The sequence below is a fragment of the Novosphingobium sp. genome (assembly GCF_036803765.1).
Classification (GTDB): domain Bacteria; phylum Pseudomonadota; class Alphaproteobacteria; order Sphingomonadales; family Sphingomonadaceae; genus Novosphingobium.
In genome coordinates this window covers 1-24,454 of sequence record NZ_DAIRTS010000033.1, presented here as the reverse complement: position 1 = coordinate 24,454, position 24,454 = coordinate 1, and the positions used below count along the sequence as shown (strand labels likewise).

Here is a 24,454-nt window from a genome sequence, read left to right as displayed (position 1 = left end):
TTATGCAGCCGCGTTGCGCCAGCGCGCGAAGATCGCCGTGGGCAGCACGCGGCCGCCCGGTCCTTCCTCGGCGATGCCCAGGTCCCCGTGCTCGATCGTGCCGGGCAGATGGGCGAGCGCCTCGGCCAGCAGCCCGCCGATCGCCAGCGAGGACATGCGCACGGCATAGACCGTCAGGAACAGGAAAGCACTTTGGTCGTCGAGCAGCTTCGCGCAATCGGCGACGAGGCCCGGCAGGCTTTCCTCGAGCCGCCAGACCTCGCCCTCGGGGCCGCGCCCGAACTTGGGCGGATCGAGGATGATCCCGTCATAGCGCTTGCCGCGGCGCACCTCGCGCGCGGTGAACTTGGCCGCGTCATCGACGATCCAGCGCACCGGGCGATCGGCCATGCCCGACAGCTGGGCATTGGCCCGCGCCTGCGCGACCGACTTCTTCGAGGCATCGACATGCGTCACCGCCCCGAAGCGCGACAGCGCCAGCGTGCCGACGCCGGTATAGCCGAACAGGTTGAGCGTCGAGGCATCGGCCCGCGCGCCCAGCTGCTCCCCCATCCAGTCCCACACCGGGGCCATGTCGGGAAAGAAGCCGAGGTGACGGAACGGGGTGCAGCTGGCGGTAAAGCGCACGTCGTTCCAGGCCAGATCCCAGCCGTCGCGCGGGACGGGGCGGTCGAACTGCCAGCGCCCGCCGCCATCCTCGTCGGAGCCGGGCACGAATTCGCCGTCGGCCCGCCAGTCGGTCGAGGCCGGCGCCCACATCGCCTGCGGCTCGGGCCGGATGAACCGATGCGGGCCGTACCGCTCCAGCTTGCGGCCGTGGCCGGAATCGAGGAGCGCGAAATCGCCCCACGGCGATCCGACCATCAGCTGCGGCTGGAGGGCAAGGTCTGCCATCAGGCCGGCGCCTCGGCATTGCGCGGGGTCGCACGCTCGGCGACATAGGCCGCGACCGCCTCATACGTGCCAGGCAGGCGATCGAAGCGCTCCTGCCGGTCGAACAGGTCGCCTACGCGCGCGGGCAGCGACGGACGCACGCCTGTCGCGCGCTCGACCGCGTCGCCGAACTTGGCCGGATGCGCGGTGGCGAGCGTGACGACGGGCATGTCGGCGGGCAGACCCTCGGCCGTGCGCGCGGCATGGAGGCCGATCGCGGTGTGCGGATCGAGCACTTCGCCGGTCATCTCGTATGCCCAGCGCATCGCCTGGGCCATCTGTGCCGCATCGCAGCGGGCGCTGGTGAACAGCGCGGCGATGTCCTCGCGCTGGGCATTGGTCAGTTGCAGGTTCTTTGTCGTGTCGAACTGATCCATCTGTGCAGCGAGCACGCCGGCGTCGCGGCCGCAGGCATCGAACAGCAGGCGCTCGAAATTGGACGAGACCTGGATGTCCATCGACGGCGCGGCGGTCGGCGTCACGGTGCTGGCCGAATAATCGCCGCTCGACAGCGCGCGGTGGAGAATGTCGTTGATGTTGGTCGCCACGATCAGCCGGCCGACGGGCAGGCCCATCCTGGCTGCGACATAGCCGGCGAAGACGTCGCCGAAGTTGCCGGTCGGCACCGAGAACGCAACTTCGCGCTGCGGTGCGCCGAGCTGCAGCGCGGCGTAGAAGTAATAGACCACCTGCGCCATCAGGCGTGCCCAGTTGATCGAGTTGACCGCAGCGATGCCAAACGTGCCGGTCATCGCGGCGTCGTTGAACATGCGCTTCACCATCGCCTGCGCATCATCGAAGCTGCCGTCGATGGCGATGTTGTGGACGTTGGGTGCGAGCACCGTGGTCATCTGGCGGCGCTGCACGTCGGAGACGCGGCCCTCGGGGTGGATCATGAAGATATCCACCTTGGCGCGGCCCGCCACGGCGTCGATCGCGGCCGATCCGGTATCGCCCGAGGTCGCGCCGACGATGGTCAGGTGATCGTCGCGCCGGCCGAGGAATTCCTCGAACAGCAGGCCGAGCATCTGCAGCGCCACGTCCTTGAACGCCAGCGTCGGGCCGTGGAACAGCTCGAGCACCCACTGGCGCTCGTCGAGCTGCTTGAGCGGAGTCACGCCGGCATGGGCGAAGCGGCCATAGGCAGCGCCGGTCAGCTCGCGCAGGCGTTCGGGGGTCAGGCTGTCGCCGACGAAGGGCGCCATGATGCGCGCGGCGAGTTCGGCATAGGGAAGCCCGGCCATCGCGGCGATTTCGTCGCGGGTGAAGGTCGGCCAGCTTTCGGGCACGTAGAGCCCGCCGTCCGAGGCCAGCCCGGCCAGCGTCACGCCTTCGAAATCGAGCGCGGCTGCCTGGCCCCGCGTGCTGATGTACTTCATCACCAATCCCCAATCTGCCGTGCCGCGACGCCTGCCGGCGGCAATGCCGGACCTGTCACGCCAGTCGTGTCATGCGGCCACGCCAATTTGGCATGATGCCGCGATGCGTCGTGCCGGTGCTAGAGGCGCCTAGCGATCCGGGCCCGCCGTGACAACCGCTGCCGTCTATGCCGCTGGGCTGCGCCGGGGTCGGCGCAGGGCCAGCGCATAGATCACCAGCGCCACGCCAGCGAACAGGAACCACTGCACGGCATAGGCCAGGTGGTTGTTGGGAATGGTCGAGGGATCGGGCGCCGCGCTGGCGGCAAGACCGGCCTGCGGCGGAACGGCCACCAGCCGGGTCAGCCGATGAAAGGGCGCGATACGGCCTGTCACAGCGCCGCCCTGCCAGACCGGCGGGTGCGGATCGCGCGACCAGCCGACCTGGACCAGGGCATCCGGGCCGGCCCCGTTGGCGCAATGGGCGATATGGACATAACCCGGTTCACCCTGGGCATTCCGGCCGGCGACTGAATCCCACAAGCCCGGTTGCACGCGACAGTCGAAGCGCGCGATGCGATAGAGCACCGCCGCGCCGTCGCCCGCCGGCGGGAACGACACGGGCGCCGGGTTCGTCAAAGCGGCGGCGTAGCGCGCCAGCAGCGTCTCCTTCTGGGTCTTGCGCTGCAATTGCCAGATGCCAAGGCCGATCATCGCCGCCACCGCCAGTGCGACGACGATCGTCGCGACGACGGGCACACGCCGCGCGGTCATGCGCGGGCACCCGAGACGCGGGCCGCCAGCACGGCCGCCTTGGCCGCGCGTACTGCGCCGGCCACGGCCAGCGGCACGACGATCACCCAGCCCAGCGCCTGCAGCCACAGCGGCGCATGCGTCTTGTCGTCGATCGCGAGGGCGCCAAGGACGAGCACGACGACGAGCGGCAGGATCACCGGATAGAGCGTGCGCCCCGTCGCCTCGTGCGCGGAAAGCGGGGCCTGGCAAGTCCGGCAGGTATCGCGGACCAGCGCGATCCCGCTCCACACCATGTGCGGCGTCCCGCAGGCCGGGCAGGCGCCGTGGCGCATGACCTGCCACCAGCGCTGCATCGCGCCGGCGCGCGCCTGATCCTCTCGTGCTGTCATCCCGCGTCCATAGCCCCGGCCCGGAAGACGGTCCAGTTCGGGGATGGGCCGCTTGCACCGGCCGGGCCGAGGCGCCACACCGGACCAGTCATTTACCAGCTCAGTCAGTCACCGGAGCATTTCGTAAGATGGTATCGCCTCGCCCGCTCGGCCTACTTGCCTGCCTTCTCGCCACCGCTTCGCTGGCAACACAAGCTGAGGCCGCGGGGCGCCCCAACAGCGGGGCAGCGCATGTGGCGACGGCAAGTGCCGACGCGCGGTTTCTTGCGCTGGCCGACGCCGAATGGGCGTGGCGGCAGGCGCAACTGGGTTACGCTGTGAACAGCGATCGCCCCATCTACCGCCTGCCCGATGTCAGCCCTCCAGCCCAGGACGCGCGCACCGCACGCTGGGAGGCCACGCGCCGGGCGCTGGATGCGATCGACCCGGCCCGGCTGTCGCCGGCGATGCAGGTCAACTACGCGGTCTATCGCTACCAGATCACCACGCTGCTCTCGGCCCAGCACTTCCGTGAATACGAAAAGCCGCTCAATTCGGACACGACGTTCTGGGGCGATCTGGCGGACACGGCGCGCACGCCTTTCCGCAACGAGGCCGAAGCGCGCGCCTATATCGCCATGCTGCACCAGATCCCGCGCTATTTCGCGCAGCAGATGGCCAACATGAAGGCGGGGCTGGCGCGAGGATTTACCGCACCGCGCGTGACGCTGCAGGGGCGCGATGCCTCGCTGCTGCCGGTGGTCGAGGCCAAGAGCGTCGACGCCAACCCGTGGTTCGCCCCGTTCCTGACGCTGCCAGCTACGATCCCCGCCGACCGCGCAGAGAGCTTGCGCCAGGACGCACGCGCGGCCATCACCGCCGACGTCGTGCCGGCGCACCGGGCGCTGCTGCAATACCTGCGGCAAGATTACCTGCCCCATGCGCAGCCCCGGCTCGACGCGCTATCGCTGCCCGACGGGCGCGCCTATTACCAGGCGCAGATCCGCGAATACACCACGCTCGACCTGAGCCCCGAGGAGATCCATCGCATCGGGCTGGAGGAGGTGGCCGCGATCCGCGCGCAGATGCAGGACGTGATGCGCGAGGTCGGTTTTACCGGCGATCTGCCCGCGTTTCTGGCGAAGCTGCGGAGCGATCCGCAATTCGTCGCAAGCAGCCCGCAGGACCTGCTCAACCGCGCGGCCTGGATTGCCAAGAGCTTCGACGGCAAGGCGGCGGACTGGTTCGGCCGCCTGCCGCGCAAGCGCTTTGCGATCCGCCCCGTGCCCGACGACATCGCCCCGTTCTACACCGCCGGCCGCGGCGGTCCGGGGGTGTACCTGGTCAACACATGGAACCTGCCGGCGCGCCAGATCTATTCGCTGCCTGCCCTGACGCTGCATGAAAGCGCGCCGGGCCATGCCTTTCAGATGTCGCTGGCGGCCGAAAACAAGGGCCTGCCCGGCTGGCGGGCGAATGGCTACATCTCCGCCTTTGGCGAAGGCTGGGCGCTCTATTGCGAGAAGCTGGGCGTCGAGATGGGCATCTACACCACGCCCTACGAACGCTTCGGCATGCTGTCGTACCAGATGTGGCGCGCCGCGCGACTCGTGGTCGACACCGGCATTCATGCCAAGGGCTGGACCCGCGCGCAGGCGCAAGGCTTTCTGCACGACAACACCGCACTGTCGGACCACGAGATTGAGACCGAGACCGATCGCTACATCGCCTGGCCCGGCCAGGCGCTGAGCTATTACCTCGGTGAGCGGGCGATCGTCGCCGGCCGCGCCCGTGCCGAACGCGCGCTGGGACCGCGCTTCAATATCCGCGCGTTCCATGATGCCGTGCTCGAACTCGGATCGGTCCCGCTGCCGGTGCTCGATGCGCGGATCGACCGCTTCATCGCCGAGGGCGGCAAAGGCCCCTACCCCGACGAGGAACGTTGAATTCTTCACGGATGCGAAACAGCAAGCCCGGCGGTTCTTGCGAACCGCCGGGCTTGTGGCGTGGAGATGGCCGTGGAGTGATCGATCAGCGCAGCAGCGAGAGCACGTTCTGCTGGCTCTGGTTCGCCTGGGCGATCATCGCCGTCGACGCCTGCGCCAGGATCTGGGCCTTGGCCATCTGCGTCGTTTCGGCCGAGTAGTCGGTGTCCTGGATGCGGCTGCGTGCGTCCGACAGGTTGGTGATGTTGTCGTTCAGGTTGGCAACGACCGAGCTGAGACGGTTCTGGCCGGCACCGAGCGTCGCGCGCGTGGCGTTCACTTCGGCCAGCGCCTTGTCGATGTTGTCCATCGTGGTCGAGGCCTTGCCCGTGTCCGATACATCGAGCGACTGCGCGGTCGCCGCCGGGTCGTAGGCCGTCGCGCCGGCGCCGAACAGGTTGCCGCCCGAGAACGCCTTGCTGACGATGGTCACGGTATCGCCGGTTTCGGCACCGGTCTGGATCGACTTGGTGAGGTCGTCGCTGCCATCGGTCGCAGCGGCGTCGGCGACCACCTTGAACACGGCGTTGCCGTTGAACTTGGTGTTGTTGAGCACGTCCGAGATCTGGTTGGTCAGGTTCGAGACTTCCGACTGCATCGCGTCACGGTCGGACTGCTGGTAGGTGTCCGACTTCGACTGCACCGCCAGTTCGCGCACGCGCTGCATCATATTGGTGACTTCGCTGAGCGCGCCTTCGGCCGTCTGGGCCATCGAGATGCCGTCGTTGGCATTGCGCACGCCCTGGGCCATGCCCACGATCTGCGTGGTCATCGTGGTCGAGATGGCAAGGCCGGCAGCGTCGTCCTTGGCGCTGTTGATCCGCTTGCCGGTCGAGAGGCGCTCCATCGCGGTCGCGGCCATCTTGCTCGCTGCGTTGGAAGCATTGGCCGCCTTGATGGCGCTGACGTTGGTATTGATAACCGCCATGTTGTTTCTCCGGTTTTCGGGTTTCCCCATTGGGCTGCCAGTCCAGGGATCGACTGGCTGCACGGCAAAGACCGGCAGAGCAGGCGGCAGTTTAAGGGCAAAGTTTTGCCGGTTCACCGAACCGTTACCGACCGCCCTAGTGGTTTACACTTAGCATCTGCCCCGGGCTTAAAGTTTCGGCCCGCTTGACGGTTTCGCGCGAAAAAAGACCGCGTGGACATGGTTAAAGTGGGGGTTGAACGTGACGATTCGTGACATCGGCAAGACATTGCCGGTTACGCCCGGGGCTGCGGTCCGGCATGCCGCGCTGACCCAGCGCGCGGCGGCCGTGCTCGATGGTCCCTGGGCATCGCTGCCGGTCCTGGCCGACGCGACCGATGATCCCGCTCCCGACCCGCGCCGCAGCGCCATCCTGCTCGAGCGGGCGGCGAAGCCGGCGCTGGCACGGCTGCCCGAGGGGCGCGGCCACATCGTGCGCTATGCCGATCCGCTGTCCGACAGCGCGCTGGCCGCAGTGGTCGCCTGCGCGACGCCGGCCGGCGCGCCGATCGCCGCCGATCCCGAGAGCCTCTCGGTGCTCGCGCTGGCCGAGCGCCTGGCCACCAGCGAGATCCCCGTCCTGATCAACGGCCCGACGGGCACCGGCAAGGAAGTGCTCAGCCGGTTCATCCACATGGCCAGCCCCCGCCGCGCCAAGCCGTTCATCGCGATCAACTGTGCCGCCATGCCCGAATCGATGCTCGAGGCGATGCTGTTCGGTCACCAGAAGGGCGCGTTCACCGGCGCCAATTCGGCCAGCGAGGGATTCTTCCGCGCGGCCGACGGCGGCACGCTGCTGCTCGACGAGATCGCCGAAATGCCGCTGGCGCTCCAGGCCAAGCTGCTGCGCGCGCTTCAGGAAGGCGAAGTCGTGCCGCTTGGCGCGACGCAGCCGATCAAGGTCGATGTGCGGATCATCGCCTGTGCCAACCGCGACCTGCCGTTCGAGGTCGAGGAAGGCCGCTTCCGCGCCGACCTGTTCTACCGCCTCAACGTCTTCCCGCTGACTCTGCGCGCGCTGGCCGAGCGCCCCGACGACATCGCCCCGCTCGCGGTTTCGATGATGCTGCGCCATGCCGCCGCCGACCGCCCGCTGCCGTGGATCTCGGACGCGGCGCTGGCCATGCTGGGCTGCCACGGCTGGCCCGGCAACGTGCGCGAGCTGGAGAACGTGGTACGTCGCGCCCTGCTGCTGGCGGGCGATGCGGCGGAGATCGGCCCCGAGCACGTGGTCTTCGACCGCCCCGCGCGCAGCGGCGCCGGGGTCGATGCGGCGATGACCGAGGCCCGCGGGCCGGGCGGCACGGCCAAGCTGTCGAACATCGTGCAGCTGTCCGAGGCGCGCGCGATCCTCGCAACGCTCGACGCCTGCGGCGGCAGCCGCGTGGCCGCCGCCCGCCAGCTGGGCATCTCCGAGCGCACGCTGCGCTATCGTCTCGCCAGCTTTCGTGAAGCCGGCATCGCGGTGGCAGGAGGCCGGCGATGAGCGGCATCAACGGCATCGGTGCCGCCGGCGGCATCCAGCAGATCATGGCCATGCGCCAGCAGATCATCGACCGCTCGCAACTGCTCCAGCAGATCCGCACCCCGGATGCGGGCGTTCCAGCCGAACAGGGCACCCCGGCGGGCGGCTTTACCGAGGCGCTGAAATCGGCTCTCGACAGCGTGAATGCCAGCCAGACCCGCGCCGCCAGCGCGACCGACGCCTATGAAAAGGGCGAGACGGTCGACGTCGCCAAGGTCATGCTGGCGCGGCAGGAAGCGGGCGTGGCCTTCGAGGCGACGCTGCAAGTGCGCAACAAGCTGCTGACCGCGTACCAGGACATCATGCGGATGGGGGTCTGATAGATGGCCGACCTCGTTCCCGTGGGCGCCGGCGGCAGCCCGCCCCCCTCGCTCCTTGCCCCGCTGACCAACCCCGCCGGCGGCCCTGCCCTGACCCGGATCGGCACGTTCCTTGGCCAGCCGCCGCTGCGCCGCGCGCTGCCGTGGTTCGGCGGGATCACGGCGGCGGGCCTCACCGGCCTGCTGTGGCTGACCATGGCGCCCGCGCCGCAGCGCATGCTCTATTCCGACCTGTCGGACGGCGAGCGCGCGCAAGTGACCGCCGCACTCGACAAGGCGGCGATCGCCTATCGCATCGACAGCAGCACCGGCGCGATCACGGTGGGCGAGAACGATCTCTACAAGGCACGCATGGTCGCCGCCTCCGACGGCGCGGTGGCCGCGCCCGAGACCGGCGAGCAGATGATCGACAAGCTGCCGATGGGCGCCAGCCGGACGATCGAGGGCCAGCGCCTCCAGGCCGCGCGCGAGCGCGAGCTGGAGCTGACGATCATGCAGATCGACGGGGTCGAGGCGGTGCGCGTGCATCTGGCCCAGCCCGAGAGGTCGGTCTTCGTGCGCGACAATGCCGCGCCCTCCGCCTCGGTCATGGTGCGCCTGGTCAAGGGGCGGCAACTGGCCGCCAGCCAGGTCTCGGCGATCGTCAACCTCGTCGCCGGATCGGTGCCCGAGATGGCGATCGATGCGGTCAAGGTGATCGACCAGCACGGGCGCTTGCTTTCGGCCGACAAGCCCGGCGATGCCGACCGGCTCGAACTGCAGGGGTGGATGGAAGACAAGCTGCGCGAGCAGGTGGCCCAGCTGCTGACCCCGATGCTGGGCGAGGGCAACTTTTCCAGCGAGGTGCAGGTCGATCTCGACATGGACCAAGTGACCTCGGCGCGCGAGAGCTACGACAAGCAGGGCGCGGTCCGCACCGAAACGCAATCGACCTCGCAGACCAGCGGCAGCGGCGCGGTGGGCGTGCCCGGCGTGCTGTCCAACACCCCGCCTCCGCCGACATCGACCGCGACCGCGGCACCCACCGGAACGCCCGCGCCCGGGGCGCCCGCCTCCGGCGCACCGACCAATGGCGAGAGCGAATCCTCGCGCACTTACGAACTCGGGCGCGAGGTGGCGGTGACCAACAACCATCCGGGCAAGATCCGCCGGCTGACCGTGGCCGTGGCCCTGTCCGCTGCCGCGATGGCCAAGGCACGCCCGGCGGACATCGAGCAAATCAAGCAGCTGGTCAGTGCCGCCGTCGGCGCCGACCCGGCGCGCGGCGACCAGGTGGCCGTGGCGGTACGCAGCTTCAGCCCGGTCGATGTGGCGCCGCCCAAGTTCTACGAGACGCCGTGGTTCGCGATGGCGGTGCGCAACGGGGTGGCCTTGCTGGCGGTGTTGCTGACGCTGCTGCTCGGCGTGCGCCCGCTAATCAAGGCGCTGCGCCGTGATGGCCGGACGCCGCCCCCTGCCGACAAGGCTGCTGCCGTCGCGCAAGACGAAGACACGGACGAGGCGGACGAGGCGATCGAGACCGCACCGCGTGCCGAGGCCATGCGCGCGCTTGGCCCCTCGGCGACGACCGAATTGATCAAGCCGATGCTGGCACCGGCGCAGGATGACAGCGGCGCGATCGACACCGAGCGGCTGAGCCGCCAAGTCGGGCTCGCGCAGCGGCTGGTACAGGAGAAGCCCGACAGTGCCGTGGCGGTGCTGCGCCAGATGCTGAACGAGCCGAACTCCGAAGAAGAGAGCGCGGCCTGACATGGAAAGCGATCTCGACATCGCCGTCGACACCATGACCGAGCCGGAACTGGCCGCAGTCATGGTCATGCTGCTGGAGGACGAGCAGGCCGCAGACCTGCTTGGCCGACTGGAGCCGGGCGAGTTGCGCCTCTTGGGCGAAAAGATGTGCGCGCTGGGCGAGATCGGCCCGGTGGCGATCGCGCGCTCGATCGCCGGTTTCGTCGAGCGGACCGAGCGGCTCGGCCTCGTCACGCATGACCGCGTCGGCCAGGTGCGCCAGTTGATGACGCGCGCGGTGGGCGAGGTGAAGGCCGACAACCTCATGCACCGCATCGTGCCCGACAAGGCGCAGGATACTTCCGCGCTCGAACTGGCGCGCTGGCTCAACCCCCAAGTGCTGATCCCGCTGGTCAAGGGCGAGCATCCGCAGGCCATCGCCGTCCTGCTGGTGCAGATCGAACCCGATGTCGCCGCCGCCGTGCTTCACGGGCTGCCCGAGGGCATCCAGACGCAGGTGGTCCATCGCATCGCCACGCTGGGCAAGGTCTCGGGCGAGGCGCTCGCCATGCTCGAGGAGGTGCTGACCCGGCGCATCGTCGCCGTCCACAGCCGCGCCGCGCTGACCATGGGCGGCCCGCGCGAAGCGGCCGAGATCATCAATGCCGCGGTGCGCAGCGTGGAGAAGCGGGTCATGCCCGAGATCACCAAGATGGATAAGCTCCTCGCCAAGAAGATCGAAGACGAGATGTTCAAGTTCGAACACCTCTACGTGCTCGACCCGCAGTCGATGGGCGCGATGCTGCGCGAGGTGGACAGCGATACGCTGATCGCCGCGCTCAAGGGCATCGACGAGCCGCAGCGCGATGTCTTCTTCCGCGCGATGTCGAGCCGTGCCGCCGATGGCGTGCGCGACGAGATCGCCGCGCGTGGGCGCCTCAAGCGTGCCGAAGTCGTGGAAGCGCAGAAGGCGATGATCACCGCCGCCCGCCGCCTGTCGGCCGAGGGCGTGATCGTCTTCGGATCGGGCGACGATGATTATGTCTGAGGTACTGCGCCTGCCCCCGCCCCAACGGGCCCTGCGGGCCTGGGGGCCAGTGCCCACGCACTCGGGCGGCTTCCTGCAGGATCGCCGCTTTGCCCGCGTCGTGCCCCCACCGCCCGACGCGGCGTTCGTCGCGATCCCCGAGCCGGAGGCGCCCGATCCGCTGGCCTTGGCCCATGCGCGCGGCCATGCCGAGGGCTATGCACAGGCGCTGTCCGAAGCGGAAGCCACGCAGGCGGCACAGGACGCGGCGCGCCACCGCATCGAGACGGCCCTGCGCGCCATGGCCACCGACGAGATCGCCGCACTGGAGCAACGCCTGCGCCAGACAGTGCTGGCCCTGTGCGAGAGCGTGGTGGCCGAGGCCGCGATCGACACCGACGCGCTGGCCGCGCGCGTGCGCCGCGCGGCACAGATGCTGGCGCGGGCCGAAGATGCGCGGGTGATCCGCCTTCATCCCGAAGACCTGGCCGCCGTGGGCCATGCCCTGCCCGAGGATTGGCACTGCGAGCCGGACCCGCAGCTGGAACGCGGGACCGTGCGGGTCGATGGCAGTCTCGGCGGGGTCGAGGATGGCCCCGCGCAATGGCGCCGTGCTCTGGACGAGGCACTGGCGCGATGAAGGCCGATCCGGTTCGCGGGGCGGCGGTGCTGCACCCCGCCCTGCCCCTGCTAGCGACGCTGGCGGGTGCCCGGCCCGATCTCGCGCCGCGCCGCTACGGCCTGCTCAGTGCCTGCGACGGCGGACTGCTCGAAGTTTCCGGCCTGTCGGTGCCGATCGGCACGCAATGCCGCATCGCCCATGGCGCCGGCGACATTGCCGCCGAGGCCATCGGCTTTCGCAACGGCCGCACCCTGATGATGCTGCTGGGCGACCCAGTGCTGCTGCGCCCCGGCGCGCGGGTGCGGCCCGAGGGGCGACCCGGCATGGTCCCGGTAGGCGAGGCGTTCCTGGGCCGGGCGGTCGATGGCGAGGGCAGGCCCATCGATGGCGGCCCGCCGATCGCCACGCGGCACGAATGGCCCTCCGGGGGCAAGCGGGCCGGTGCGCTCGATCGCAGTCCGGTGCGCCTGCCCTTCGGCACCGGGGTTCGCGCGCTCGATGCGCTGACCACGTTCGGCGTCGGCCAGCGCATCGGCATCATGGCCGGATCGGGCGTGGGCAAATCGGTGCTGCTGGACATGGTGGCTCACGGCGCTGAGGCCGAGATCGTCATCGTCGGCCTGATCGGCGAGCGCGCGCGCGAGGTTTCGGATTTCGTCGAGCGGCACATGGCGGGCGCCAAGCGCGCGCATACCGCCGTGATCGCCGTGCCGGCCGACCATGCGCCCAACTTGCGCATCCGCGGCGCGATGATGGCGACTGCGCTGGCGGAATACTTCCGCGCGCAGGGGCGGCGCGTACTGCTGATCATGGACAGCCTGACCCGCGTGGCCCACGCCGGGCGCGAGATCGCGCTCTTGCTGGGCGAGCCGGGCGCGGCGCGCGGCTATCCCCCGTCCGCGCTGGCGACGATCACCAAGCTGGTCGAGCGCGCGGGCAATTCGGCGGCGAGCGGGGGCTCGATCACCGGGCTCTACACCGTGCTGGCCGACGGCGACAACCAGGACGATCCGGTGGTCGATACCGCCCGCTCGATCCTCGACGGGCATATCGTGCTGTCACGCGATCTGGCGCAGCGCGGGCACTATCCCGCGATCGACATTCCCGCCTCGCTCAGCCGCGTGATGAGCGACGTGACGCAAGAGACGCACCAGGCCGCCGCGCGCAGCCTGCGCGGGTTGATCGCCACGTACGAGACGAACCGCGACCTCGTGCTGATGGGCGCCTATCGGCAGGGTGCCGACCCGCAACTCGACCGGGCGATTGCGATGCACGAGGCGCTGGCGCAGTTCCTGATGCAGCCCGCGCGAACCGTCGTGCCGATGACTGACAGCGTCGCGGCCCTTACCGCGCTGATGGCCGGCTGACATGACGCTGACCGCGCAACGGCAACGCCTGGCGCGCTTGCGCCGGCTGGAGCGGATGCGCGCGATCCACCATCGCGAAGCCATGGTCGCGGCCGGCCTTGCCGAAAGCACGCTCGCGCAATTGCAGCAGCTGGCGCAGCGCACCGAGACGCTGGCGGGCGCCTATGCCGCGCGCACCGATGCCGCCGACGGGGCGGCGCTGGCCCAGATTGGCGCGTTTCGCACAGGGCTGGGGCAGATCGCCCGCACGACCGGCGGCGAGATCGACACGGCGCGGCGCATCGCCGACGCCCGCGCTGCCGATGTCGCCGCGGCCGAGCGCCGCCGCAGCGCCGTCGCCGACCGTATCGCCGCCGAAGCCCGCACGCTGGCCGTGCGCCAGGCCGGCGAGGCCACGCCGCTGGGCGCTGCCCGCGCCGCTGCGGGCGACGAGGCGCCGTGCGCGCAAACACCTGCGGCGACTTCGGGCAATTGGCACGGCTCTTGAATTAACCTTGCCGTACCCAACCGGAGACTGCCCCGCCATGCTTCCTCTTGCTGCCTCTCCCTCGCTTGCCGCCACGGTCGTGCCGGCTGGATCGGCAAGCCCGGTCCTTGCGGCACCGACGCAGGCGGGCAAGGAAATGGGTGGATTTGCGGGGCTTTTCGCGGCCGCGGTGCAGCCGATCACGAAGGCGCAGCCATCCACGCCCGGTGTCCCTGCACCGCAACCGGGCGTGCCCACCGCCGCACCGATTGCCGCCACGGCATCGAGTTTGCCCGACATCTTGGTGGCAAGCGGCAAGCCTTTGCCGGTTGACCCGGCAATGCCGTCGGGAACGCCCTCACCTGTCCCTGCCGGTCCTGAAGCTGCTGTCGCTCATGCCGCGCCCTCTGTGGCCGAAAACATCGCGACGGCGGCGGCAATGACGATGGCCGCGAAGATCGTCGATCGCTCCCATGGGGTACGAACCGCTGACGATGCGGACGGCGAACGGCGTCACGACACCAACGAGCAGCGCGATGCAGGATCCTCGCCGCAGGAGGAGGCACTGCCTGCCGTCCCGGTAATTCTTCCCCAATCTGTCGCGGTCGCAGGATTGCCGACGGCAATCGACCAGCCCGGACGGGCAGCACAGCCTGCGCAGACGGGGGCAGCACGAATCACGGCAGCGATCGCGCCCGCGTTGCGCGCTCCGGTTGGCACGGCCCAGCCTGCCGCCGACTCCGGGCAACCGGACAAGCCACAGGTCGCACTGCCCACCTCGCCCGCCGTGCAGGTCGTGGCGCTGACGCCCCAGGTATCACCCGTGCCGACGCCGACGCCAGGCTCCGCTCTGCCTTCGACGGCAACCATGGTCGCGGCTCGTGCCGAAGGCCCGCTGCCCCGTCCCCTGCAGCCCGAGGCACGGCCCGCACCTGACACGGGACCGGTCCCGGTGGGACGGCACATGGGCATTGCCGAGCGCGAGGCACCGCTGCCGCAAGCCGGCATCGTCCCGGTCAATCAGCCTAACGCATCGGCTGTAGTGCAGGCGCCGGCCAGCGCACCGCTCACCACGCAGCCGCTCGCGTCCACGCCGGGCGCGGCGATGGCGGTCCCCGGTACGCAGGTCGCGGCACTTGTCGAGGCCGTCGCCCGTGCCCGCGAAAGCGGTGCCGCCGCCGGCGCGACACTGGCGCATGCCGCGTTCGGCAAGGTTTCGCTGCAGTTCCATCACGAGGACGACGGCCTGTCGGTCACGCTGGCGAGCGCCGATCCGGGCTTTGCCCCGGCGGTTCTTGCCGCCAGCCGGGTTCCCGCAGCAGAGCCCGCACCGGTGCAGGCACAGCCGCCGTCGAGCGCAAGCCCGGGCAGCGATCTTTCTCCGCGCGCCCAGTCGCAGGACCAGGCGCAGAGTCAGGGCCAGGGCCAGCCCGAACCGCAACCCCGCCGCAGCGACCTGCGGCAAGCGGCGGGCCCGACCGCGCGGCAGTCGAATGTCGGCGATGACGAGGCCCCGGCCGATCGCGGCATCTTCGCCTGACGCCGCCGCCCCACCACCCCCATCCATCAAGGACCGAGCATGAGCGACAAGAAGGACAAGGACGCAGAGCCCAAGAAAAAGAAGAAGGGCGGACCGATGCTGCTGATCGGCGTGGCGGTGGCCATGCTGGCGGCCGGCGGCGGTGGCATCTACGGCCTGTTCGCCGCCGGCATCCTCGGCGGCCCGCAGGTGGTGATCCACGAGGACAACAAGCCCAAGCTGATCCGCAAGGGCGAGGAGGACCCCTATGCCCCGCCCGCCAAGGAGGGTGAAGGCGAAGGCGGCGGCGGCAAGGAGGTCGAGGGCGAAGGCGGCAGCGAATACCGCACCGTCTACTATCAGTTCGCCGACGATTTCACCTCGAACCTCAAGGACTCCGACCGCCTGATCCAGGTCTCGATCGCGGCCGCGACGCGCCGCGACTATCGCGTGGTGCTGTGGATGAAGAAGCACGAGCTGGCGATCCGCTCGGGCCTGCTGGCGGTCCTGGCCGACACCCCGGACGCCGACATCGACTCCCCCCAGGGCAAGCAGAAGCTGCAGGAGCGGCTCACCGCGGCGATCAACAAGGTGCTGAACGAGACCGAGGGGTTCGGCGGGGTCGACGCGGTCTATTTCAAGCAGTTCATCGTGCAGTGACGACGCAGGAGCGGACAGCGTCATGGACATGAAATTCGAGCGCGACTTCGTCGCCGAACGGCCTGTCGCCCGGCATTGCGCGGCGCTGTTGCGCCCCGGCCCCGGCCAGGCGGAACTGGTGAACGCGCTGGCCCGAACGGGCGAGAGACTGGCGCGCGAGCTGGTGGCGGCCCTCGCCCCGCTTCTGGGCGGCGATGAGCCGCAAGTGGATTGCAGCCGGCCCGAACGCAGCAGCTATTCGGACTACGCGACGATGCAGGTGATGGGGCATCGCAACCTCGGCGCCTACACGCTCTACGGCGCCGGACCGGACAATGCGCGCCTGCTCGGCATGGTTGCGGGCGAGACCGTGCTCCAACTGGTCGACCGCGCGTTCGGTGGGTCGGGTGCGGCGATGGCGGACCTACCGCGCGAACTGCCGCTCTCGGCCGAACTCATGGTGCAGCGCCTCGAGAGCATGATCGCGGCGCGGCTGGCGGCGGCGCTCGGCGCGGATGACGCCGAGGCGATCCGCCCCCTGCGCCGCGAGGGCAACATCGACCACCTTCAGCCTTTCGCCAACGACGAGGAAATCGCCGCCCTCGTGCTGACGGTGCGCGAGGCCGACCGCAAGCCGTGGTCGATCGAGCTGGCCTTCCCGTTCGACACGCTGGCCGGGTTCTATGCCAATGGCGACCGCCCGCCGGCCGCGCACGACCATGGACCGGCCGATCCGATGGCGGCGCCCTTCGCCGACGTGCCGCTGGCGGTGAGTGCGGTGCTGGTCGACGTCCGCCTGCCGCTGGCTGCGATCTCCGCGCTCGAAGTGGGCCAGGTCCTGCCCGTGCCGGTGGCGCGTGCGGTGCCGCTGCGCGCCGCCGGGCAGACCATCGGTCATGGCACCGTGGGGGCGGTCGACGATCGCCTTGCCGTCCAACTCGCCCAGGTTTTCTGACTTTTCGATTCTTCAGGGGGTTTTCACCATGTCCTTCCAACCGCGCGGCTTCGATTTCCTCAAGGATGTCGACGTGCGCCTCACCGTCGAACTAGGACGGACCGAGATGAAGCTGCAGGACATCCTGTCGCTGGGCGAGGACAGCGTCGTCATGCTCGACCGGCTGACCGACGAACTGCTCGACGTCATGGTCAACGGCAAGCTGATCGCGCGTGGCGAAGTGGTCGCACAGGGTGATCGCTTCGGCCTGCGCATCGTCGAACTGGCGGGCGGCGCTGCCACGGGTCCGCGCAAGGACGTGGCGTGATGGTCTGGTATCTCGTCAAACTCGCCATCCTGTTGCCGTTGATCGGTGGCCTCGCCTGGGGATCGCTGCGGCTCGCCAAGCGCTTCGAGGGCAAGTTCGCCACCACGCAGGGCGAGCGCACGATCAAGGTGATCGAGACGCAGATGCTCTCGCCCACGCTGCGCCTTGCGGTGATCGCGTTCCATGACCGCGAGATCCTGGTCTCGACCTCGAAGAACGGTCTGGTGCGCCTGGCCGAGGCGCCGCGACGGCCGGAGGTGGCGGAATGAACGGGGTGTGGCGGAAGCCGGCAGCATTGCTCGCCGCCTTCATCGTCCCCGTCTCGGTCCACGCCCAGACCGCCATTCCCGGCGCACTCGACCGGGCGTTCGGACAGATCGCGGGCGCGCAGTCGCAGGGCAGCCTGTCGCTGAGCCTGCAACTGCTGCTCATCATGGGCCTGCTGACGATCCTGCCGTCGCTGATCCTGATGATGACCAGCTTCACGCGCATCCTCGTGGTGCTGTCGATCCTGCGCACCGCGCTGGGGCTGCAGCAGTCGCCGCCCAACCAGATCCTGATCGGGCTGTCGCTGTTCCTCTCGCTGTTCGTGATGGCGCCCACGCTCGATAAAGTGAACGCGGTGGCGATCGCGCCTTATGCGGCCGGGCAGATCAATGCCGAGCAGGCGATCGGGGCGGCGGGGATGGAATTCCACGGCTTCATGGTGCGCCAGACGCGCGAGCGTGATCTTGCCATGTTCACTGACATGGCCAAGGCGCCGCACTATGCCGCCGCGCGCGACATACCGTTCTCGATTCTGCTGCCGGCCTTCGTCACCAGCGAACTCAAGACCGCGTTCCAGATCGGCTTCATGCTGTTCCTGCCGTTCCTGGTGATCGACCTCGTCGTCTCGTCGGTCCTGATGAGCCTTGGCATGATGATGATGTCGCCCACCGTCGTATCGCTGCCGTTCAAGCTGCTGCTGTTTGTGCTGGTGGATGGCTGGTCATTGCTGATGGGCAGCCTCGCGGCGAGCTTCGGATAGGCGCGCGCGGGATGGACGATACCGCATCCCTCCTGGCGCTGGCCGACCGCATGCTGTGGATCACCGCGCTGGTGGCCGCGCCGGTGCTGCTGGCCAGCCTCGCCGTCGGCCTCGTCGTCGGGGTGATCCAGGCGGCGACCTCGGTCAACGAGCAGACGCTGACCTTCGTGCCCAAGCTGGCGGTCACCGCGCTGATCCTCGTGCTGCTTGGCGGCGCAATGCTGGGCCTCGTCGGCGATTTCATGACCGACGTCTTTGCCCAGATCGCCGCGACGGGGCACCAATGATCGCGATGAATTTCGGCTTCGGCCCGCTCGAGGCCGAGTTCTGGCGCATGGTGTTCCTGATGACCCGCTGCGGCGCGGCGCTGTTCGCAGTACCGCTGTTCGGCAGCAACCAGGTGCCGGCGGAAGTCCGCGTGGTGCTGGCCGGCGCCCTCGCGGTGCTGCTGTGCAACTGGACCACGATCCCCGCGCCGACCGCCTTGTTCTCCCTCCCCGGCCTCATCAGCACGGCGGGCGAGGTGGTGATCGGCCTTGCCATCGGCTTCGTCCTCCAGTTCGCCTTTGCAGCGCCGGTGATCGCGGCCGAGATGATCGGTGCGGGCATGGGCCTGTCGATCGCCACCGCCGCAGACCCCGTATCGGGCGCGCATTCGCCGGCGCTCGGGCAATACTTCTCCGTGCTGCTGACCGTCATCTTCCTGGGCCTTGGCGCGCATCTGCAGTGGTTCGCACTGCTGGTCGAAAGCTATCGCGCCTTCCCGCCCGGCGGCGGCTGGTTCACCCCCGACCGCATGGGCCTGATCGCCGGCTTCGCCACGCAGATGTTCGTCTCGGCGATCGCCATCGCGCTGCCGGTGGTGCTGCTTCTGCTGCTGGTGCAGCTGACCTTCGGCGTGCTTGCCCGCTCGGCGCCCAGTCTCAACATCTTCGCGCTCGGCCTGCCGTTGGGCATGCTGGCGGGGGTCGCCGCGCTGGTCGTCTCCGCGCCGCTGGTGGCCGATGCCATGACCGACCTCGTCGCCATAGCGCTGGGCCAGGCCCAGGCCGTGCTGGCCAGATAGCATGGCCGAGAGCGAGAACGGCGAGAAGACCTTCGCCCCGACTGAGAAGCGCAAGCGTGACGCGGCCAAGGGCGGCGATGTCCTGCGTTCGCGCGAGCTGGGCACCGCCGCCGGCGTGTTCACCGGCATCGGCTGGCTGTGGCTGGCGGGGCCATGGGTGCTGGGGCAGCTGGCGCAGACCGTGCGCACAGGGTTCAGCTGGGATCACGACACGCTCGCGCATTTCGATCCGGCCCAGCGCATCTCCGCCGCACTGATGGGCGCGCTGCCGCCCGTGCTGCTGCTCGGGCTGGCGCTGATCGGCGTGACGCTGGCGACGCAGCTGGGCTTTTCGGCCGGGCGCTGGAACGCCGGCAACCTCGCGCCCAAGGCCTCGCGCATCGACCCGCTCAAGGGGCTTGGCCGGATGTTCGGCATGCAGGGCCTGATCGAGCTGGCCAAGGGCCTTGCCAAGGTGGCGCTGCTGGGCACGCTCGCCGTCGCATGGCTGCGCGGGCGGCTGGCGGGAATCATCGGGCTGGGCGGCGGGCAGATCACGCAAGGCGCGCTGGCCGGCCAGTTGGCCTATGCCTGGGACGCGGTGCTGGGCCTGCTGGTGCTGCTGGCCGTTGGCCTGGTGGTGATCGCGTTGATCGACTTTCCCGTGCAGTTCGTGCGCCGCTTCCTGCGCCTTCGCATGAGCCTTCAGGACATCCGCGACGAAAGCAAGGAAAGCGAGGGCGCGCCCGAGAAGAAGGCCGCGATCCGCAGCCGCCAGCGCGAGATCGCCATGGCCGGGGTCAACCGCGCGATGAAGGAGGCGCAGTTCGTCATCACCAATCCGACGCACTTCGCCGTCGCGCTGGCGTACGACCCCGACAAGGCCGCCGCGCCGATCGTGCTGGCCAAGGGACGCGGCGAGAAGGCGCTGGCGATGCGCGAGCTAGCAGCCGGGCTTGCGCTGCCCGTGCTCGAATACCCGGCGCTGGCGCGCTCGGTCTATTACACCACGCGCGAGCGGCAGGTGATCCGCGAGGAGCTTTACGGCCCGATCGCCGCGATCCTCGCCTTCGTGCTGTCGCTGCAACGGGGCGAGGCGCCGCCCGCGCCACGCATCGACGTACCGCTGCGGCTGCGCTTCGACGCAGAGGGCCGCCCCGAGGCGATCACCCCTTAAAGCCCTCAAGCGACGGACGTTCTTGCCGGTATGACCACCACCTCTTCGACCTCGTCGAGCACCACCTCGACCACGGCCTCGACCTCGGCCACGGCCAAGCTGCTGTCCTCGCTGGGTAGCAGCACGATCGACAGCTCCGGCCTTGCCGAACAGCTCTCGGCCGCGCAGTTCGCCGCGCGCATCGATGCGGTGACGGCCAAGCAGGCGAAGGTCACGACGCAGATCTCCGATGCCTCGACGCTCAAGTCGATGATCGCCTCGCTGGCGACCTCGCTCGGCACCCGCGTGCGCGAGGGCGATCTTGCCATCACCCCCACGATCACCAATGCGTCGGTCGCCAGCGTCAGCAAGGGCACGGTATCGGGCAGCGGCACCTCCACGCTCGAGGTGACGGCGCTGGCCAAGGGGCAGACGCTCGTCACGCCCACGTATGCCGCGGCCGACAGCGCGGTCGGCGCCGGCAAGGTCACCCTGCGCTTCGGCACCGTGGCGGGCACCGGCTTTACCGCCGATACCAGCCGCGCGGCCGTGGACATCGCCGTCACCGCAGACGACACGCTGTCGACGCTGGCGCGCAAGATCAACGCATCGGGCGCCGGGGTCAGCGCCTATGTCGCCAATGGCACGGGCGGCGCCCAGCTGGTGCTGCGCGGTGCGGATGGCGCCGCCAACGGCTTCCAGATCGAGACCACGCCCGATGCCGGCGATACCACGCTCGCGGGGCTCGGCTGGACGCCGGCCGGCGACGCCTCGCGGCTCAAGGCGACGGCGACCGATGCGGCCTATTTGCTCGACGGGGTGGCGCGCACGTCCGCCTCGAACACCATCGTCGATGCAGCGCCCGGCCTCACGCTCAAGCTGACCGGGACCAACGCCGGCGCGCCCACCACGATCGGCTATTCCGATCCGGGGCAGACGATCCAGAGCGCGATGACCGATCTTGTCGATGCGCTGAACCAGATCGTCTCGACGCTGACTGCGGACCTCGATCCCACCAACGGATCGCTCAACGCCAGCCCCGGCGCGCGCAGCCTGCGCCAAACGCTGAGTGCGCTCTCGAGCACGGTGGTGATGCCCAATGCCCCCAGCGGCCAGCCCCGGACGATGGGCGACCTCGGCATCAAGATAAACCGCGACGGCACCTTCGCGCTCGACACCATGGTCCTGGGCAAATCACTGAAGAACAACCCCGAAGGTGTCGCCGCGATGTTCACCAACGGCGTCCATGGCGTCTATGCGACGTTCGACAAGATGGCGCGCACCGTGGCCTCCAGCACCGATCCCGGATCGCTGGGCGGGGTGATCGATGCGCTGGGCAAGACGCAGAAGACGCTCGGCACACAACTGTCCGACCTGCAGACCAAGCAGGAAGCGCTGCGCGCACAACTCGTCGGTCGCTACGCCGCGCTCGCGACCAAGGTCTCGGGTTCGCAGTCGACGCTCTCGTTCCTCCAGGCCCAGATCTCGGCCTGGAACGGCAAGTCGAACTGAGGTGCGCCCGTGCCGTGATCCGGGCGAGGCCTATCGCCGCGTCGATTTCGAAGCGCGGGTCCATGGCGCCAACCCGCGCCAACTGGTGGACCTGTGCCTCGAACAGCTGGCCGGCTCGCTCGGCCGCGCGATCTTCGCGGCCGAGACGGGCGACAATGCCGCCAAGAGCGCCGCGCTGACCCGCGCCCTATCGGCGCTGACGGCGTTGCAGATGGGGGTGGACGGCAGCAATCCGGCGGGAGCCGCGCTCATCCAGCTCTACGAGGCGGCGCGCCGCAGCGTGCTCGACAGCGCGCTGCGCTTCGACGGCGTGCGGCTCGCGACCATCCGCGACGACTTTCTCGAGATACGCCAGGCCATGCTCGCCGGCTGAAGGCACGCAAAGGTCCTTCGACGCGCAGGCGCCGAAGGACCTTTGCTTTTGGCCCGGCGGTCAGGCCTGATTGCAAAGCGCGATGACGCGCGCGCCCAGGTCGTCGAGCGCCACCTGGTCGGCCGCGGCGCCCAGAGCGATGGCCGCGTTCGGCGCCTCGCTGACCAGCGCGCTCGCCGGGTTCTGCACGATCGTGTCCATGCCGCTGTCGCGCAGCAACTTGAGGCCCTTGGCGCCGTCGTTGCCCATCCCGGTCAGGATCGCGCCGACGGCGGGAATGCCGGCGCGGGCGATCGCGCCATACATCAGGTTGGCCGAGGGGCGTGCGCCTTCGACCGGCTCGCGCGCCATCAGGCGGATCTTGGGTGGCTGGCCGGGTTCGACCACGACATGGCATTCGGGATCGGCGGCGATATGGATCGTGCCCTGGGCCAGCGGCGCGCCATCGCGCGCGATCTTGACCGAGCAGCCCAGCTCACTGTCGAGACGCTTGATGAAGGTTTCGGCCAGCATCGGTTCGGTCTGAAGGCAGATCACCGTCGGCGGGCAGGCATCGGGCCAGCCGGCCAGGATGGTGGTCAGCGCGTCGATCCCGCCCATCGAGGCGCTGAACGCGACGAAGCGGCCGTTCCAGGCAAAGCGCGGCGCCTCGGCCGCAGCGGCCTCGCGCTTGGCGGCCGCTTTCTGGCGATCGCGCACGTTGCTGTTGGCGGCGGCAAGGACGATCTTGCCGAGCTTGCCCACGGTCTTGGCGAACTGCTCGGGCGTCGCCTTGAGCGGCTTGGGAAAGCATTCGACCGCGCCCAGCTCGAAGGCCTTGAGCGAGGTTTCGGTGCCGGCCTGCGTCAGGCTCGACAGCATGACCACGGGCAGCGGGTTTGTGTCCATGATTTCCGCGAGGAACTCGATCCCGCTCATGCCCGGCATCTCGACGTCGAGCGTCAGCACGTTGGGCCGCAATTGCGGGATCTGCGCACGCGCGTCGGCCGCGCTCGATGCCGCGCCGACCACGACGACGTTCTTCGTCTGGTCGAGGATGTCCGAGAACAGCGCCCGCATGGCCGCGGAATCGTCCACTACGAGAACTCGTGCTTCGTGCATGGGTCAGGACACCTTCATTGCCGCGCCGCGTCGGCGCCATCGATCTTGTCCCCCCGCCCTACGCGCAAAGGCCGGAGCAAATTGCATCCCGCACGCTAGGTATCTCACCCTAAGGCCACGGAAAGCCCGCATTGTCCCATTCCCGCTAATCCATCCTCGGACGCTCTCCCCCGGCCCGGTGCCGCAAGGGATGGCGAGTACGACCACGTGCCATCGAGGGAACACGGAACAGGCCATGTCCACGATAACCCTGCCTTCGCGGTGCGATCGCGCCGCTGCCGAAGCCCTGCTGCCCGAACTGGTCGCGGCGCTGGGCAATGGTCCCCTCGTCATCGACGGCACCGCCTGCACGCATATCGGCCAGGCCATGTTCCAGGTCCTCGCCAGCGCTCGCCGCAGCGGCGAGGGCGCGGTCATTTCCGCTTCGCCGGCGCTGCGCGATGCCGCGCGCCAGATCGGCCTCGACTCCGATCTCTTCGACGGAGCGAACGCATGAACGCCGAGGAAATCCAGGCCATCTTCTTCGCCGAGTGCGAGGAATCGCTCGATGCCGCCGAGCAGGGCCTTGCGGCCTGCCGCGCGGGCACGCAGGACGACGACACGGTCAACGCCGTGTTCCGCGGCGTCCACTCGATCAAAGGCGGCGCCGGCGCCTTCGGCTACATCGCGCTCCAGGGCTATACCCATACCTTCGAGACGCTGCTGTCCGACGTGCGCGACGGCACCGTTGAGCTGACCGAACCGCTGGTCAACCTGCTGCTGCGCGCGCTCGACACGCTGAGTGACCACGTCGCGGCCGCACGCGGGCTCGGCGAGACGCCCGACGACACCGCGCTGCAGGCCGAGCTGACCGCCGCCATGGCCGCGAACGCAGGCGCTGCGCCTGCGGCACCGCCGGCAGTGACAGCGCAAGCGCCTGCCCCCGTGGCCGAAGATAGCGACACGGGCAGCGACGAGGACATGGGCATCGACTTCGATTCGATGCTCGACTCGATCGCCGGCGCGATGGCGGGGACTGCCGACGAAGCCGCGGAAGATCCGGCTGACGATACCGCCGCTGCATGGCTGGTGAAGATCCGCCCCCATGCCGGCGCGATGCGCAATGGCAGCGAACCGCTGCTGATGCTGCGCGAAGTGATCGAGCTGGGCGGCACCTGCGTCGAATGCGATGCAGGCGCGGTGCCCCACCTCGACGCGCTCGACCCGGGCCTCGGCTATCTCGGCTGGACGTTCCGCATGCCCGCCAGCGTCGACGAAGGCGCGGTGCGCGACATCTTCGATTTCGTCGGCGACGATTGCGAGCTGGCGATCGGCGCCGATGCCGCAATGCCGCCGGTGCGCCTGCCCGTCGGCGAAGCGCTGGCGCCGCCCCCGCACCCATCGATCGCGCCCCCGCCG

At 69.4% G+C, this 24,454-nt stretch carries 27 protein-coding genes; 21 read left to right on the top strand and 6 right to left on the bottom strand.

Features of this window, described 5'->3' with window-relative positions; translation table 11 throughout:
- The 4 genes from V7Q48_RS16455 to V7Q48_RS16440 form a co-directional block, all read right to left on the bottom strand.
- Window positions 1–894 carry a class I SAM-dependent methyltransferase gene (locus tag V7Q48_RS16455; RefSeq protein ID WP_333839813.1) on the bottom strand — a complete coding sequence of 298 codons (894 nt, stop codon included), beginning with the start codon at window positions 892–894 and terminating at the stop codon, window positions 1–3.
- Complete coding sequence (gene thrC / locus V7Q48_RS16450; RefSeq protein WP_333839811.1) at window positions 894–2,312, bottom strand: threonine synthase; 1,419 nt, start codon at window positions 2,310–2,312, stop codon at window positions 894–896. The genes V7Q48_RS16455 and thrC overlap by 1 nt, the downstream gene beginning before the upstream one ends.
- A gap of 165 nt (window positions 2,313–2,477) precedes the next feature.
- Window positions 2,478–3,065, bottom strand: a complete 588-nt coding sequence (locus V7Q48_RS16445) for an SURF1 family protein (protein WP_333839809.1) — start codon at window positions 3,063–3,065, stop codon at window positions 2,478–2,480.
- Window positions 3,062–3,436 carry a DUF983 domain-containing protein gene (locus V7Q48_RS16440; RefSeq protein WP_333839806.1) on the bottom strand — a complete coding sequence of 125 codons (375 nt, stop codon included), beginning with the start codon at window positions 3,434–3,436 and terminating at the stop codon, window positions 3,062–3,064. The genes V7Q48_RS16445 and V7Q48_RS16440 overlap by 4 nt, the downstream gene beginning before the upstream one ends.
- Window positions 3,437–3,564: 128 nt before the next feature.
- Between V7Q48_RS16440 and V7Q48_RS16435 the strand changes: the two genes are divergently transcribed.
- On the top strand, window positions 3,565–5,361 hold the full coding sequence (locus V7Q48_RS16435; RefSeq protein ID WP_333839804.1) for a DUF885 domain-containing protein: 1,797 nt from the start codon (window positions 3,565–3,567) through the stop codon (window positions 5,359–5,361).
- 85 nt (window positions 5,362–5,446) lie between these two features.
- Here V7Q48_RS16435 and V7Q48_RS16430 read toward each other — a convergent pair whose 3' ends face one another.
- Window positions 5,447–6,328: a flagellin N-terminal helical domain-containing protein gene (locus V7Q48_RS16430; RefSeq protein ID WP_333839802.1), complete on the bottom strand. Its 882-nt coding sequence runs from the start codon at window positions 6,326–6,328 to the stop codon at window positions 5,447–5,449.
- 247 nt (window positions 6,329–6,575) lie between these two features.
- On the opposite strand from V7Q48_RS16430, the gene V7Q48_RS16425 reads away from it, so the two are divergent.
- The 18 genes from V7Q48_RS16425 (at window position 6,576) to V7Q48_RS16340 (ending at window position 21,955) form a co-directional block, all read left to right on the top strand.
- Window positions 6,576–7,853: a sigma-54 interaction domain-containing protein gene (locus V7Q48_RS16425; protein WP_442947155.1), complete on the top strand. Its 1,278-nt coding sequence runs from the start codon at window positions 6,576–6,578 to the stop codon at window positions 7,851–7,853.
- The gene (fliE, locus tag V7Q48_RS16420) at window positions 7,850–8,212 is read left to right on the top strand and encodes a flagellar hook-basal body complex protein FliE (RefSeq protein WP_333839798.1); all 363 of its coding nucleotides are present in this window, start codon (window positions 7,850–7,852) and stop codon (window positions 8,210–8,212) included. Before V7Q48_RS16425 ends, fliE begins: the two co-directional genes overlap by 4 nt.
- A gap of 3 nt (window positions 8,213–8,215) precedes the next feature.
- Window positions 8,216–9,961 (top strand): flagellar basal-body MS-ring/collar protein FliF, encoded by a 1,746-nt coding sequence (gene fliF, locus V7Q48_RS16415; RefSeq protein WP_333839796.1) that lies wholly within the window; start codon window positions 8,216–8,218, stop codon window positions 9,959–9,961.
- Window position 9,962: 1 nt separating this feature from the next.
- The gene (gene fliG, locus V7Q48_RS16410) at window positions 9,963–10,988 is read left to right on the top strand and encodes a flagellar motor switch protein FliG (RefSeq protein ID WP_333839794.1); all 1,026 of its coding nucleotides are present in this window, start codon (window positions 9,963–9,965) and stop codon (window positions 10,986–10,988) included.
- A gap of 49 nt (window positions 10,989–11,037) precedes the next feature.
- Complete coding sequence (locus V7Q48_RS16405; protein WP_333839791.1) at window positions 11,038–11,607, top strand: FliH/SctL family protein; 570 nt, start codon at window positions 11,038–11,040, stop codon at window positions 11,605–11,607.
- Window positions 11,604–12,956: a FliI/YscN family ATPase gene (locus tag V7Q48_RS16400; RefSeq protein ID WP_333839788.1), complete on the top strand. Its 1,353-nt coding sequence runs from the start codon at window positions 11,604–11,606 to the stop codon at window positions 12,954–12,956. The genes V7Q48_RS16405 and V7Q48_RS16400 overlap by 4 nt, the downstream gene beginning before the upstream one ends.
- A 1-nt stretch (window position 12,957) precedes the next feature.
- Entirely contained in the window at window positions 12,958–13,443 is a 486-nt protein-coding gene (locus V7Q48_RS16395; protein ID WP_333839785.1) for a hypothetical protein, read from the top strand.
- 424 nt (window positions 13,444–13,867) lie between these two features.
- Entirely contained in the window at window positions 13,868–14,962 is a 1,095-nt protein-coding gene (locus V7Q48_RS16390; RefSeq protein ID WP_333839782.1) for a hypothetical protein, read from the top strand.
- A gap of 39 nt (window positions 14,963–15,001) precedes the next feature.
- Window positions 15,002–15,601, top strand: coding sequence for a flagellar basal body-associated FliL family protein (locus V7Q48_RS16385; RefSeq protein ID WP_333839778.1), 600 nt, complete (start codon window positions 15,002–15,004; stop codon window positions 15,599–15,601).
- Window positions 15,602–15,623: 22 nt separating this feature from the next.
- The gene (locus tag V7Q48_RS16380) at window positions 15,624–16,535 is read left to right on the top strand and encodes a FliM/FliN family flagellar motor switch protein (RefSeq protein WP_333839776.1); all 912 of its coding nucleotides are present in this window, start codon (window positions 15,624–15,626) and stop codon (window positions 16,533–16,535) included.
- 28 nt (window positions 16,536–16,563) lie between these two features.
- Window positions 16,564–16,842: a flagellar motor switch protein FliN gene (gene fliN / locus V7Q48_RS16375; RefSeq protein WP_333839773.1), complete on the top strand. Its 279-nt coding sequence runs from the start codon at window positions 16,564–16,566 to the stop codon at window positions 16,840–16,842.
- Window positions 16,842–17,111: a flagellar biosynthetic protein FliO gene (locus tag V7Q48_RS16370; protein ID WP_333839771.1), complete on the top strand. Its 270-nt coding sequence runs from the start codon at window positions 16,842–16,844 to the stop codon at window positions 17,109–17,111. The genes fliN and V7Q48_RS16370 overlap by 1 nt, the downstream gene beginning before the upstream one ends.
- Window positions 17,108–17,869 (top strand): flagellar type III secretion system pore protein FliP, encoded by a 762-nt coding sequence (gene fliP, locus V7Q48_RS16365; protein ID WP_333839768.1) that lies wholly within the window; start codon window positions 17,108–17,110, stop codon window positions 17,867–17,869. Before V7Q48_RS16370 ends, fliP begins: the two co-directional genes overlap by 4 nt.
- An 11-nt stretch (window positions 17,870–17,880) precedes the next feature.
- Window positions 17,881–18,156 carry a flagellar biosynthetic protein FliQ gene (locus V7Q48_RS16360; protein WP_333839765.1) on the top strand — a complete coding sequence of 92 codons (276 nt, stop codon included), beginning with the start codon at window positions 17,881–17,883 and terminating at the stop codon, window positions 18,154–18,156.
- Window positions 18,153–18,935, top strand: coding sequence for a flagellar biosynthetic protein FliR (gene fliR / locus V7Q48_RS16355; protein ID WP_333839763.1), 783 nt, complete (start codon window positions 18,153–18,155; stop codon window positions 18,933–18,935). Before V7Q48_RS16360 ends, fliR begins: the two co-directional genes overlap by 4 nt.
- A gap of 1 nt (window position 18,936) precedes the next feature.
- Window positions 18,937–20,091, top strand: coding sequence for an EscU/YscU/HrcU family type III secretion system export apparatus switch protein (locus V7Q48_RS16350; protein WP_333839761.1), 1,155 nt, complete (start codon window positions 18,937–18,939; stop codon window positions 20,089–20,091).
- 30 nt (window positions 20,092–20,121) lie between these two features.
- Window positions 20,122–21,582, top strand: a complete 1,461-nt coding sequence (gene fliD / locus V7Q48_RS16345) for a flagellar filament capping protein FliD (RefSeq protein ID WP_333839759.1) — start codon at window positions 20,122–20,124, stop codon at window positions 21,580–21,582.
- Window position 21,583: 1 nt separating this feature from the next.
- A complete protein-coding gene (locus tag V7Q48_RS16340) occupies window positions 21,584–21,955 on the top strand; it encodes a flagellar export chaperone FliS (RefSeq protein ID WP_333839757.1) in 372 nt (123 codons plus the stop codon).
- A gap of 60 nt (window positions 21,956–22,015) precedes the next feature.
- Here V7Q48_RS16340 and V7Q48_RS16335 read toward each other — a convergent pair whose 3' ends face one another.
- Complete coding sequence (locus V7Q48_RS16335) at window positions 22,016–23,032, bottom strand: chemotaxis protein CheB (RefSeq protein ID WP_333839755.1); 1,017 nt, start codon at window positions 23,030–23,032, stop codon at window positions 22,016–22,018.
- Window positions 23,033–23,291: 259 nt separating this feature from the next.
- On the opposite strand from V7Q48_RS16335, the gene V7Q48_RS16330 reads away from it, so the two are divergent.
- Both V7Q48_RS16330 and V7Q48_RS16325 read left to right on the top strand, forming a co-directional pair.
- Window positions 23,292–23,552 carry an STAS domain-containing protein gene (locus V7Q48_RS16330; RefSeq protein WP_333839752.1) on the top strand — a complete coding sequence of 87 codons (261 nt, stop codon included), beginning with the start codon at window positions 23,292–23,294 and terminating at the stop codon, window positions 23,550–23,552.
- A partial coding sequence (locus V7Q48_RS16325; protein ID WP_333839749.1) for an Hpt domain-containing protein occupies window positions 23,549–24,454 on the top strand: 906 nt, incomplete at its 3' end. The genes V7Q48_RS16330 and V7Q48_RS16325, both read left to right, overlap by 4 nt.